Source organism: Candidatus Uabimicrobium amorphum (assembly GCF_009002475.1).
GTDB lineage: Bacteria > Planctomycetota > Uabimicrobiia > Uabimicrobiales > Uabimicrobiaceae > Uabimicrobium > Uabimicrobium amorphum.
Map to the genome: position 1 here is coordinate 1,720,266 of NZ_AP019860.1, position 13,051 is coordinate 1,733,316.

The 13,051-nt window shown below is 37.9% G+C and carries 11 protein-coding genes; 1 reads left to right on the plus strand and 10 read right to left on the minus strand.

Annotated elements, in window-relative coordinates; all coding sequences use genetic code 11:
- Positions 1-11 precede the first annotated feature (11 nt).
- Complete coding sequence (locus tag UABAM_RS06060) at positions 12-1,148, plus strand: leucine-rich repeat domain-containing protein (RefSeq protein WP_151967108.1); 1,137 nt, start codon at positions 12-14, stop codon at positions 1,146-1,148.
- Positions 1,149-1,892: 744 nt separating this feature from the next.
- On the opposite strand, the gene UABAM_RS06065 is transcribed toward UABAM_RS06060, so the two are convergent.
- From UABAM_RS06065 to UABAM_RS06110, 10 genes are all read right to left on the minus strand, one after another.
- A complete protein-coding gene (locus tag UABAM_RS06065; protein ID WP_173013160.1) occupies positions 1,893-2,609 on the minus strand; it encodes an REP-associated tyrosine transposase in 717 nt (238 codons plus the stop codon).
- A gap of 410 nt (positions 2,610-3,019) precedes the next feature.
- Complete coding sequence (locus UABAM_RS06070) at positions 3,020-4,072, minus strand: HEAT repeat domain-containing protein (protein ID WP_151967110.1); 1,053 nt, start codon at positions 4,070-4,072, stop codon at positions 3,020-3,022.
- A 469-nt stretch (positions 4,073-4,541) separates the two neighbouring features.
- Complete coding sequence (locus tag UABAM_RS06075) at positions 4,542-5,093, minus strand: FHA domain-containing protein (RefSeq protein WP_173013161.1); 552 nt, start codon at positions 5,091-5,093, stop codon at positions 4,542-4,544.
- 14 nt (positions 5,094-5,107) lie between these two features.
- The gene (locus tag UABAM_RS06080) at positions 5,108-5,527 is read right to left on the minus strand and encodes a PaaI family thioesterase (RefSeq protein WP_151967112.1); all 420 of its coding nucleotides are present in this window, start codon (positions 5,525-5,527) and stop codon (positions 5,108-5,110) included.
- On the minus strand, positions 5,520-6,134 hold the full coding sequence (locus tag UABAM_RS06085) for an NYN domain-containing protein (protein WP_151967113.1): 615 nt from the start codon (positions 6,132-6,134) through the stop codon (positions 5,520-5,522). Before UABAM_RS06085 ends, UABAM_RS06080 begins: the two co-directional genes overlap by 8 nt.
- Positions 6,135-6,139: 5 nt before the next feature.
- Positions 6,140-6,901 (minus strand): MBL fold metallo-hydrolase, encoded by a 762-nt coding sequence (locus UABAM_RS06090; RefSeq protein ID WP_151967114.1) that lies wholly within the window; start codon positions 6,899-6,901, stop codon positions 6,140-6,142.
- 9 nt (positions 6,902-6,910) lie between these two features.
- Positions 6,911-8,764, minus strand: coding sequence for a M61 family metallopeptidase (locus UABAM_RS06095; RefSeq protein ID WP_151967115.1), 1,854 nt, complete (start codon positions 8,762-8,764; stop codon positions 6,911-6,913).
- 110 nt (positions 8,765-8,874) lie between these two features.
- A complete protein-coding gene (locus UABAM_RS06100; RefSeq protein ID WP_151967116.1) occupies positions 8,875-9,861 on the minus strand; it encodes a histone deacetylase family protein in 987 nt (328 codons plus the stop codon).
- Entirely contained in the window at positions 9,858-10,682 is an 825-nt protein-coding gene (locus UABAM_RS06105; protein WP_151967117.1) for a hypothetical protein, read from the minus strand. The genes UABAM_RS06100 and UABAM_RS06105 overlap by 4 nt, the downstream gene beginning before the upstream one ends.
- 10 nt (positions 10,683-10,692) lie before the next feature.
- On the minus strand, positions 10,693-12,900 hold the full coding sequence (locus tag UABAM_RS06110) for a beta-alanine-activating enzyme beta-propeller domain-containing protein (protein ID WP_151967118.1): 2,208 nt from the start codon (positions 12,898-12,900) through the stop codon (positions 10,693-10,695).
- Positions 12,901-13,051 lie beyond the last annotated feature (151 nt).

The window sequence follows — 13,051 nt, forward strand, 5'->3', positions numbered from 1 at the left end:
AAGGATTATAAGTGAAAACAATACAAAACAAATCACTACAAGATATAGAGGAAAATACTACTTATGTCTGCTGTGCTTTCTATGTGGACGAAGAAGTAAATTATTCTGCTAAAAATTGCCATTTTATAGACTGTAGTTTCAGATCTAGCATACGTTTTGACAAAATAGAAAATTGCGCCTTTAAAAATTGTGGATTTTCTAACCAATTTTGGCTTCTACTACACGGGAAAAAATTAACAGAGATACCAAAAGAGATATTCCAACTTCAAAATCTTACGGGATTACACCTGAGGAACAACCACATAACAAAGATTCCAAAAGAGATAGGCAAACTGCAAAACCTTATTGAGCTAGATCTGGGTAATAACCACATAACGAAGATTCCAAAAGAGATAGGTAAATTACAAAATCTTATTGAGCTAGATCTGAGTAACAATCACATAACAAAAATTCCGCAAGAGATAGGAAAACTTCAAAATCTTACGAATCTTTGTATATCTTCTAATCAACTAACAGAGATTCCAAAGGAGATATTGCAACTTCAAAATCTTACGAGCCTCTCTTTGTACCGTAACTGGCTGACGGAAATCCCAAAAGAGATAGGAAAACTCAAAAATCTTACGAGCCTCTCTTTATACCTTAACTGGCTGACAAAAATCCCAAAAGAGATAGGAAAACTTCAAAATCTTATTGGGCTCGATTTGGGTAACAACCAGATCACGAAGATTCCAAAAGAGATAGGCAAACTTCAAAACCTTACTGTCCTCTCTTTAGCTAGCAACCACATAAAGAAGATTCCAGAGGAGATATTCCAACTTCAAAATCTTACGAACCTCTATTTAGGCAATAATAAGGTAACAGAGATCTCAAAAGAAATAGGAAAACTTCAAAATCTTACTCTTATCTATTTACAGGACAACAAGATCACAAAAATCCCAAAGGAAATAGGGAATCTTCAAAATCTTACTCATCTCTACTTATTTTCTAATGAGATAACAGAAATTCCAAAAGAAATAGGACAACTACAAAATATTACTTATATCGATTTGCACCACAACCAAAATCACTTAAAAAAAATAAAACGTCAAATGAAAAAATTAAAACGCCAAATGGAAAAAATGCTACCAAACTGCGAAATAAAATTTTAGGTACATAGGTTGTGTTAACTCGGGTAAGTGCCAGACTCGGGTACATAAAATGCTACCAAACTGCGAAATAAAATTTTAGGTACATAGGTTGTGTTAACTCGGGTAAGTGCCAGACTCGGGTACATAATGTTAACTCGGGTAAGACATAGGTTGTGTTAACTCGGGTAAGTGCCAGACTCGGGTACATAATGTTAACTCGGGTAAGTGCCAGACTCGGGTAAGTGCCAGACTCGGGTACATAAAATGCTACCAAACTGCGAAATAAAATTTTAGGTACATAGGGTGTGTTAACTCAGGTAAGTGCCAGACTCGGGTACATAGTTAAGTGCCAAACTCGGGTTGTCGTTTCGGATAAAATTCGGTTACGTGTTAAGTGCCAAACTCGGGTTGTCGTTTCGGATAAAATTCGGTTACGTGTTAAGTGCCAAACTCGGGTTGTCGTTTCGGATAAAATTCGGTTACGTGTTAAGTGCCAAACTCGGGTTGTCGTTTCGGATAAAATTCGGTTACGTGTCAGACTGAGGTTGTCGCTGAGGTTGTCGTAGGTCTGTTAATTTGTGTAAGTGCCTGACTCGTTTAAATAAGAATAGGCAAAAACTCCGAGTATCAACATTCATGTAATAAATTTTTCAAATATTGGATTCAACAACAATAAATTTTAAAACTGCGTTCAAACAAGATTGTAAGAAGCTCATTTTTTAAACGTGGACAGATTTTTGGTGCTAAAATCTTCAGGCACTAAAGTCAAGTTTTGAATTTCCTCAAACAATATGTTTCTTGATCAATGCTATAAGTTTTACGATTTTTGTAATATTTATGAGATGAACATTTTATGATGACTTCTTTGACAAACGACTCTGAGCCAAATATGAGTCCATAAGTTACCTGTGGTTGTCTGGAGAGTAGACCTTTTTGCACCATTTTTTCTTCCATCATGGAAGTATACTTCTTCTGCCGATCTTGTGCCGTGCTGCTCAATCTCAAGTAGACTTCATGGTAGTCAATTTTGATGGGCCCTTTGCATCCAGAGTGTTGGTTATAACTACTCCATTTCCAATCTTTTGGATGTTTGGTTACACCATTTCTAGTCATGTTCAACTCAATATAAAAAATGCTATTCAATAGCTGAGTTTCTGACTCAATAATCGTTGAATAAAAGCGCTCACCCCAAAAATGCCCTGTTCTTTTGTGCCGACGATTGTAGTTTTTCGCGTATTGCCCATTGATATACTGCATTAAGGTTGATAAATTATCTTCTGTAGGAGTCGAAAGTAGTAAGTGGACGTGGTTACGGGTTAAGCAATAGGCATGTAGTTTAAAACCATATTTTTCTCGTGCTTTTTCTAACACCTTTAGATACTCTGTAAAATCTTCATCTTCTTGGAAATAGAAGTTCTTGTTATCACAACGCGTTGTAATATGAAACAAACCATTTATCATCGAAAGTCGAATTGGGCGCATTTGTTCTCCTTTGTAAAATAATATCATTTTTTCTTGTTATTTTACAAATACACCCGACAAAATGAGCCTCGAGTGATCATCGAAACTGAACACTTTTGAAACAATACTATGCCGTAAGTCATTTTTTTATTTAGGCTTATCGTTTTCTTTCGTCAAGTCTGGTACCTGTAATAACGTTTTCTTTCGTCAAGTCTGGTACCTGTAATAATGTCTTCGTTTTTTTCTTTCGCTGAGCCTGACACCTGCAAACCTTACCCGCAAAAGAGTCTGGCACCTGTAAACCTTAACTGCAAAAGAGTCTGGCACCTGTAAAACCCCACCTGTAAACAGAGTCTGGCACCTGTAAAACTCACCTGTAAAACTAATATCTTTCGTCACAACAGTAAAAAATTTGGCTATATTGACAATCTCTATTTGTGCTTCAGCTTTTGCAAGTAAGAGATAGCATGCTGTATTTTGATTTGATAAAACTCTTTCTGTGGAGTTTTTGCATTTTTCATTTGCTGAGAGATCTGTTCTAAAACAGGTATAGCAGAAATAGCTTTTAATCTTACTAAACTATCTACAGTGGAAATACAAATAAATGGGTCTTCGTCTTTCAGGTATGGAATGAGGATGTCTATTGAATTTGTACTGTTAATATGCCCTAAGATTTGTATGACATAGGGTGTTGCGGGAGAATTCGGCTTTTGTAAAATAGAGATTAATTGTTGTTGTACATTAATGGCACTTTTCACTATAGCATTAGCGGCCGCTTTTTTGACATATCCGTTCGCATCAAATAAAGCAACGATTAAATACTCTGAGGACTCTTTAGGAGATAGGGAACTGAGGAGAGCAATGCTTGCAACACGATATCCTTCGTAAGTTTCATTAAGAGTTAAAATGGCTAGATCCAGTTTTTTGGGAAAATTTTTGGATATACTTTCTTGTAATATGCGCATCTTGTTTTGATACCCTGAATTTTGGTATTCTTCGATCAAAGAGTGTTGCGTTTTTATTTTTTTTGCGTCTTGGATAATTTGCTGATATTTATTTTCTGTTCGAATAGAACTCCAATCACTGTCAACTTCTAATTTTTCGAGTTTAGTGTATCCTTTCTGGATAGTCTTTTCTAAATAGATTAAAGCATTTTTTTTATCATTTTGTAGTGCGTAAATACATCCTAAATTATAATAGCTAAATAAAGGTGGGTTATCGGTATTTGTAGCTTGTAGGTAAAAGTTTTTTGCTTTTTCGTATTTTTTAGTCACAAGATAGCAATTTCCTAAGCGATGTAAGGTCCAGCAATGGTTGGGAGCAAATTTAAGAGCAGCAGAATAATTTTGAATAGCTTCAGAATAATTTTTTTGAGAATAACAATGGCTTCCATATGTGTAAAAAAAATGGGCCATGCCTTTACTATACAGTTGACTTGCTAAAATATGTGTAGAAAAAAGTAAAAAAAAGATGATGATTCGCATATAGTTCCTTTCATATCAGTTATAGCTTTTCGTTTTATTTATTATTATAGAGCGTTATCTTCGTTTTGTATTCATTTTTACGTAAGTAATTTTTAATGTTTGGGAGAACAACCAGATAAGAAAAGATGTTGGCACCATATTTAGTTTGGTAAAATGAGTGCCAGACTCAGAAACAAAGCCAAGGAATGCGTTCGGTAAGATGAGTGCCAGACTCGGAAACGAAGCCAAGGAAAACGCCGAGCATCAGACATTTAGAAAAATAATCAAAATAATCGAGTTAAATCAGCTAAAAATGACTTCCGATTCCGATTTCGAAAAGTGCTGCAAATGCAATTCTTTATAATAAAAGGTATTCACGATAACCTAACAATGAAGAAAATTACATATCCAGCAGAACAGGCCATATTCTTTATTTTCGGAACGGGATTAGAATTGATATAAAATTTTAAGTCTAGATCGACATACAGTACTACAACTGGAAAAAGAAGTTAAAAAATATACCGATAAAAAGTACCATAAACAATATCATACACGCAAAGGCAATGACGACAACCTCAGGGCGGCGATCTTGTTGCCATTGGTCGTAGTGGTGTGTCGCTCTTTCCACGGCGGAATTTGTCAAATGGTGCATGGCTTGCTCAATTGTTGAGTTTCCCAAATTAACTCCTTTAACCGAAAATTCTTGAGTGCCACCAATACTTGATATCGCATCCTCATCAAAAAATACAAAACTATACTCACCAACTTGAATGATGTCTTTGTGACGAATAGGCACAGTGTTGTTGTGTACTATTTTTCCATTCACTTGTGAACCATGGGTGCTCTCATCGCAAAAAATCCAGTTTCCTTTGCGGCACAGAATGGTGGCATGGTTACTGGAGACACTTTCATTGATCAAGCTAATTGTTATATTTTTCGCCCTAGGCGATGTTCCTCGACCTATTTTGTTATCGCGATCAAACTCCAACTCGAATTTTAAATTTTTTCTTTCGTCGTAGAGACATGGCTTGATTCTTTCCACTACCGCACCTTTCTTTACATCGATACATTAGACAGTTGTATAAAAGTTCCGGTAGAATGACCTACAAGATTGTCATTTCCGTCAAACAAAGACATTTCGGCAATACTTTGGCGTTTTCCATATTTAATAATTTTGCCTGTTGCCAGGAGAGAGGTTTGTTTCGCGGGGAGTAAGAAGTGAATGGACATTTCGCTAGTGGCAATCCAAAAGTTATTGGTTTCGCTATGAGCTGCCACAGTAAACCATCCGGCGTTATCCAACATTGTGGCGTATATCCCACCATGCACTAATCCCAATGCATGGTCCAAATTAGGATTGTACGGCAAGTGTACTTTTGCATTATTGTTCTCGTCAAAGGACAGTTTCATTCCAAATAACTGTGCAATGGGAGCTTTATTGTTGAACATATCTAATAACTTGTTTATATCACTCATAATCACCCTCTTTAAAACGAAACCATTTCATCCAGTCTTCTACAGATTCTTCATCGAGTAAAGCATCGTCCTCTTCTTGAGTTTGCTCTTCTGTATACTCGGGAACTTGTGGTAGTTTTTCATCAAAATTTTTAGGTATTTCGACTTCATCGTCGAGTCCAAATTCTTCCAACCACTCGTCAACATCATTCGTTGGTAGACTCATTTGCTTTGGTGTGGTTCTACGCTGCGTTTTTAAGAGCTCTTGTGTAAAACTTTGTGGGGAAGTTATGCTGCTGCGATTTCTTTTTGTGTACTTAATGATACGTCGATCAGCAGTAACAACCATCACATTGTTAAGATGCTTCGATAGAGAAATGATTTTTTCATCTGCTTTTCCCTGACAAATCGCGTAAATAATTTCAATCCCTTGTTGCGACGTCTGCTTCTTATATGGTCCAATACCTGCACAACCATCAAAAACGACAATTACCCGCGCAATACGCTTTTTTTGTTTAAACGATACCACCAAATCTATTAATTTTTTACGCCGATCTTCGAGTGCACCTTCGTGATATGGCCAAGAATCATGAAACAGCAAATTATAGCCATCAATAATAACAATCATAATTCTTACACCTCTATCTTAAGACCGTCATATGCTAGGTGCATATTCTCGGGGAGTAACTTCTCGATTTCGTCATGCAATCCCATTTGATGACTCATATGAATAAAGTACGCCTTTTGTGGCTGAAATTTTTTGATGATATCTATCGCCGCATCCAAATGAAGGTGTGTGGGATGAGGAGTTTGACGCAGTGCATCGAGAACAATAACCTTAGAGCCTTGGATTTTTTCGTTTTCGCTTTCGGGAATAAAACTTGTATCGGTAAGATAGGTGAAATCTCCTATGCGAAAACCAAATATGGGTAATTTTCCATGTAATACTTGGAGAGGTGTAATCTCCACACCTTTGACGGAAAAAACTTTGTCTTTTATTCTAGTTATGTACACCTGTGGTGCTCCGGGGTATTGAACTTCCGAAAAGATGTAAGAGAAAACTTCGCGTAACCTTTGTTCGACTGCCGCCGAGGTATAAATGCCTATCGGTTTTTTATATTTAAAATTAAAACAGCGTACGTCGTCAAGACCTGCAATGTGGTCGTGATGGCTATGCGTAAAAAGAATACCGTCTATGTGCATAATTTTTTCACGTAATAACTGTTGGCGAAAATCGGGGCCTGTATCAATAATAATATCTTTCCCCTGGTATTCGATATAAACAGAACAACGTAATCTTTGATCTCGGTGATCCGTAGAACGGCAAACCTTACAATCGCACATGGGAACAGGTACTCCCTGAGAAGTACCTGTCCCTAAAAAAGTAACTTTCAAAATTTTCCCCTATTTTACTGGTCTGAGAATTTTCGTTAGCATATCTGGAGAGTTAGGTACACGCTCTAAATGTAAATACTTCGCTCCACCATCGTACTTTAGGGTTAAAATTTTGTATGTGTAGCGCTCAAAAACGAGCAGTTCTATTTTACCTGTCACGATACTATTGGCAATGGCATTTTCCAAATTAGAAACAGTGAACTTTTGGCCATTGATACCTGTCACTTGCATCCCTGGTGCAATTCCCGATTGATCACCAACCATTCCTGGTATTATCTTGCGTATTTGTCCATCATAACTAAATAGTATTCCCAAAGAATCTGATGCATCTATGTACTTGCGTCGTCTCTGTAACTCTTGGAGATATCGAGACGCTTTGTTGGTGTAAATCATGCGATATCCGCACAGGTTAACTAGGTTGAGGGGTAGTTTGTCTTTAGGTTCCTTGATACGCCCTTCAATAAAATTTTTCCAATCGTACTGAACGATGTTATCCAAAATTTGGTAGACCTCTAATAAGTCGAATGCCAATGCTTGACCAGAGTTTCCTTTGCCGAAAAACTGTATGCAAAAATCATCCAAAGACTTTTCACCAAAACTACGATGGCGAATCATGGTGTCGATCTCCAACCACAACAGTAAACCTTCATCGTAGTAGTCTTGTCCGCGGCGCCATACCCCCCAATTTTTACTTCGTTGGCGTAAGGTATAGGTGCAGACGCATGTATCTTCAAGGGGACGCCAACTACGACCTGTTTGTTTCATTAAATAATTGAGTTTACGTGTAAAACGCGGTATGTACTCCTCGGGGGTTAAGAAACCACTACGTACAGCCAGTACCTCACCAAGATATGTAGTTAACCCTTCATATATCCATAAAAGGCGCGTATCTTTATTACTATGATAATCAGGTGTATGCATGCCAATCGGGCGACGATATTTGCCACACCACGAATGTACATACTCATGAGGCAAGAGACTTCCTACCCACCCCTTAAGACTCCAGGCGTTAAAAAAATCTTTTTCACCGATGCCATTAAGACTCGAAGACAAGTGTTCTAAACCCATAGATGGCAGACGATTGCTCATAAAGACCAGAAAATGATACTCGCGAAAATGCGGCTTAAAAAATATTTTTTGTGCTTGTTGTACACAGCGACGGTATTTTTGGATGAGCTTTTCGGGTATATTCAAATCGCTACTTGATTCGGCAACAAGATGTAAATAATGCGGTGGAAAATTATTTACTTTTAAATCAACGGTACGAAAATATTGACCGCAAATAAGAGGACAATCGATAAGTTCCTCTAGCGTCGTTGTCTTAAAAGTAATCGTTTGCTTTTCCTGGGACTTCGTTTGCAGAGCACTCGCGTATTTCCAACCTTTAGGCAAAGTAAGTTTCGTACGAACTTTAATCTGATTGTTTTTCCAAGCGGGGTACAACAATACTGTGTTCCAGTTGATAACACCCATTTGCGAGTTCCCATAACTGTCAACCCCTGTCGAATTTCCATTCGGCTGATTGCAGATGTAACGCAGCTTTATGCGCACTTTTTTGGTATCTTGGTCCAACTTACAAATGAAGCGAAATGGTTCATGTGAGTTGCGATGCCATTTTAATTTTTCGCCTTTCTCAGAATAAAAGTATACTCCACCAAGATTTTCCACTGGATTACGTGGTCCATGTATACCAGGAATCCATTTGGGATACCACATCACGATTTCGGTATCACTTGTATGGATTTCCATTTCTGAAGTCAAAAGACCTCTGGTTAAATCTGTTGCATCAACATGAAGAGTCATATAATCTTCTGCCTGTATAGATAGAAGAGTAGCTAAAAAAAGAGCGAGTATCAATCTCATAACTATAATCCTAAATAAATCGTTCCGACCCACCCAAAAAACGCGTCGTTGTGATGTCTACGATGATTTTAAACGCATGAAAGCTATCGAAAATATATTTTCGATAGCTTTTATTGGTGTAGTAGTTTCTTTACATACTCTGGCGGTATTACGCGAGAAACTTGAGGCCAACTTTCTGTGGTGATTGTTTCTAATAGTAAATGAATACTAGAACTCAGCGCATTCAGGGAGTAACCACCTTCTAAGGTATACACAAAAGGTATTTTTTCCGCAAGTGCGTGGCGCATAATAACAGAATACATCGCACAAAATCCCTGACATGTGACTTGCATTCCCCCTAAAGGATCTAGCTCGTGTGCATCAAATCCTGCCGAAAATAATATTAGTTGCGGTTTATATTCTTTTATTATATCAACTATTGCATGTTGTGCCAAATATATATATGTTTCATCTCCCTCGCCACAACGCAGCGGATAGTTGGCATTTTTTCCCACACCATCGCCTACACCCTTTTCCTCATAGCGGCCCGTCCCTGGATAGTGTGGAAATTGATGTATAGAGGCATAAAAAACATCTCCACGATGGTAGAATATCTCCTGCGTGCCATTTCCATGGTGTACATCAGGATCAAAAATCAAAACGCGTTGCAATCCTTTATATTTTATTGCATACGCAGCCGCTATTGCCACACTATTGAGTAGACAAAAACCCATAACACGATTACTTTCGGCGTGGTGTCCAGGAGGTCTTACCGCACAAAAAGCCGTTGAACCTGGTTCTTGCAATACCAAATCTACCGCCTCGACTCCGGCCCCTGCGGCATAGAGAGCAGCATCAACACTGTGCTCATTGGTATGCGTGTCGGCGTCAAACATCGTTTTTTTGCCATGCGCCGCAAGTACTTTTTCGATATGAGCACTTGTATGTACCAGTGGAAGATAATCTACGGACACTTTCTCGGCTATGCGCTTTTCCAAGGCAATATTTTTCTCTGCCAAAGCATCAAAGATAGCTTGTAAACGTTGGCCATTTTCAGGATGACCAGCCCCTGCACTGTGTTTAACACAAGTATCATGTGTTATAAAATATGTTTTCATAAATGTTTCTTCACCTTGAAATGATAACGAAAGCCTTTTTCGTATGAAAAAAGATTAAAATACACATAGCGTGCGACCATAATGGAAATGAGTAGTGAAATGAAACTCGAATAGAAAGACAAAACCGTTGGCACGTCTTTATTTTTTCCAAACACGGTATCAATCATTATTTTCAAATAGAAATCGGTGGCACATACTGGCAACAAGCACAATATTCGACGTCCAAGCTCCACAATCTTATCATAGAAATTGCTGGGGTCTCCAAAGACTTTGTCGCGTTTTTTACTTTGTGCCTTGAGTTTTTGTGAAAGATTTGCGTAGTTTTCATTTGCAAAATTGTGAATGTGTCCGTGAGTCAGAAAAGCATCTTCTGAAATTTTTTGCCCGATGCCTTTTTCAATCATCGCATACAACTCATCGTAACCAAAAATGTAGTCATAAATTCGAATAATCTCGTTGTTTTTTAGTTCAATATACAAAAATCGCGACTCTTTTCCGAAAAATTCACCACGACTTTCGCGAACAGTGCGAACTTGATCAAAGCCAACGAACGGAACGCTATACCAAGAACCTTTGCGTTCCAAGCCTTTGCTATCCACAACAAAGTAAGAATACTTGCTGCGAAAATAAATAGAGATATACAATGCGAATATGATGAGGATTGTGTAGAGCACAATAGAGGGCGTTTTGTGGATACTATCTATCTGATGTACAGTTTTCGAGAACCAAAATCCAGTGAGCAGTGTTACTACGATTGAAATCACAACCGTCGAAAAAAATTCCGGAATAAAAACGCGATTGTAACTAAACCTATTTCTCATATTATCATTCCTAATCTACGGCATAAATTGTACCATCAATACCACCACAAAATAACGTGTTATGTCCAATAGTAGGGCTCGAGAATGTACAATTGAGTTTTTGTCGCCACAAAATTCTGCCATCGCGACGATAGGCACAGTATAGAAAACCATCCAGAGAACTATAATATAACACATTGTTAAAGATACACGGTGACATAACCACGGGAGATTTTGTGGCATTTCTCCACTTTAGTTTTCCAGTATTTTTATCTAAGGCATAAAAATAACCGTCATTACTTCCTACATAAATCAATTCTTTAATTGCTGCCGAAGAGTGAATCTCAGCCCCCGTTTTAAAACGCCATAAAAGTTCACCTTTGTGGCTTACTGCGTAAACATGGTGATCAAAACTACCAAAGTAAACAGCATTGTCATCTATGGCCGGGACAGATTTGATGACACCATTTGTTGCAAATCGCCACCGCAATTCCCCCGAATTTGCTTTAATAGCATATAGGAAACCATCATTGCAGCCAATAAACAATGTTTTATCAAAAATCGCCGGGGAAGAAAGAATCTTATCACCAGTTTTGTGGGACCAAACTTCCTTACCAGTCCTAGCATTCACCGCATAAATTTTATGATCGTGAGAAGCAAAATACACCATGCCTTCATTGAAGGCAGGTGAGGACAAAATACTGTCTTGTGCACGAAACTTCCAAATTAATGTGCCATTTTTTTTCTCTAGGGCGTACATGTAACCATCATGGCTACCTATGTAGAGCACGTTATCATAAATGGCAGGGCTAGAATAGATCAAATCGTTTGCCGTAAATTCCCAGATAGTTTTCCCACTTTGTACCCCAAGTGCATAAACTTTATGGGTATATCCTGCAAAATACACGATGTTGTCACTGACAACTGGAGAACTTTTTATGCGCTTTTTGGTAGGTAAACTCCATCTTATTTGTGAGACGTTTGTTAAGGGTTTGGTATTATAAAAACCTGTACGTCTTAAATTTCCACGGTATAAGATCGTAGGTGTTTTTTTTTGCGGCGCAACTTTGCGTACAGTCTCGCTTTTATTTTTATTGGAAAGAAGTGGTAAGGTAAGTAGGCAAATCGCGCACAAAATGATTACACCGAAAATCGGTAATGTACGCGACGAATGTCTAACAGCATGCACATTTTGTTTACTCTGTACAAAATTTTGTAGATCTTCGAGAAACATTTCTGCGCTTTGGTAACGTTTGGAGATTTTTTTTTGCAGAGCCTTCATGCATATGGCACTTAATTGACGCGGGATTTTCGTTTTTATTTCATGAGGCGTTGTGAAAGGACGATTGATTTTTTTTACCGCTTCGGCAAATGATTTTGCGACAAACGGTGTACGTCCTGTTAGGATTTCGTAGAGTGTTACCCCTGTAGAATAGATATCTGTGGTATAACTAATTTTTGATCTCTGGGCAAGCATTTGCTCTGGAGACATATAGTGAACAGTTCCCACAGCGTTGCCTGTTTGTGAAATGCGAACTTTTTCCTCAACCATTTTTGCCAAACCGAAATCCATAACTTTGACATTTTTATCGCTTATCATGATATTGTCGGGTTTAATATCGCGATGAATGATGCCATTGCTGTGTGCATGTTGTAAGGCATTTAAAATTTTTATTGTGATTTTAGCTGCCTCACGCACACTTATTTTTTTGCTTTGCATTAGGGTGCGTAAATTTTTTCCTTTTACGTATTCCATCGTAAAATAGTGAAAATCTTTCTCCATCCCAATATCATATATTTCCACAATATTAGGATGTTTGAGTTTTGCCATGGCTTTGGCTTCGCGTAAAAAACGCGCCGACATTTTATGATTTCCATCAAAATTACGTAAAATTTTGATGGCGACCTCACGCTCGAAAACTTCATCTTGTGCGCGATAAACTATTCCCATTCCACCACGTCCTAGTTCTTGAAGAACCTGATAACGATTGGCAATTTTTAACGGCACTTGGTTTGCGCTTAGCGTTTGATTTCCTTCACCAGTTGTGGTTTTTTGCAAAATATGAATTTGCGACTGCGAAATAAAATTTTTGTGCCGTAAAATATCTAAAAGGGAGTAGTATTCGCCATTTTGATGGTATTGGGCTTGAAGTTTCAGGCAGACCGATAATTGTTGTGCGCTAATTATTCCAATAGAAACAGCAAACTGTCCAATATAAATGTCGTGTTCCTTAGACATTATTTCTCCTGAATGTCCACTAGATAATCTCTACACAATTGCAAAAAATAAATTTTGAGAGAAATGCACTTAGTTTGAAGTGGTGTTTGTTGAATTAACCATGTAGTTATTTAGCTGACAATGTACTAAATACCAAACTACAAAAAGCTGC

What these genes read in the sequence shown, in the direction of transcription:
- UABAM_RS06105 (WP_151967117.1), bottom strand. Translation starts at nt 10,682, where the DNA reads ATGAGAAATAGGTTTAGTTACAATCGCGTTTTTATTCCGGAATTTTTT.
- UABAM_RS06085 (WP_151967113.1), bottom strand. Translation starts at nt 6,134, where the DNA reads ATGATTGTTATTATTGATGGCTATAATTTGCTGTTTCATGATTCTTGG.
- UABAM_RS06100 (WP_151967116.1), bottom strand. Translation starts at nt 9,861, where the DNA reads ATGAAAACATATTTTATAACACATGATACTTGTGTTAAACACAGTGCA.
- UABAM_RS06065 (WP_173013160.1), bottom strand. Translation starts at nt 2,609, where the DNA reads ATGCGCCCAATTCGACTTTCGATGATAAATGGTTTGTTTCATATTACA.
- UABAM_RS06080 (WP_151967112.1), bottom strand. Translation starts at nt 5,527, where the DNA reads ATGAGTGATATAAACAAGTTATTAGATATGTTCAACAATAAAGCTCCC.
- UABAM_RS06110 (WP_151967118.1), bottom strand. Translation starts at nt 12,900, where the DNA reads ATGTCTAAGGAACACGACATTTATATTGGACAGTTTGCTGTTTCTATT.
- UABAM_RS06095 (WP_151967115.1), bottom strand. Translation starts at nt 8,764, where the DNA reads ATGAGATTGATACTCGCTCTTTTTTTAGCTACTCTTCTATCTATACAG.
- UABAM_RS06070 (WP_151967110.1), bottom strand. Translation starts at nt 4,072, where the DNA reads ATGCGAATCATCATCTTTTTTTTACTTTTTTCTACACATATTTTAGCA.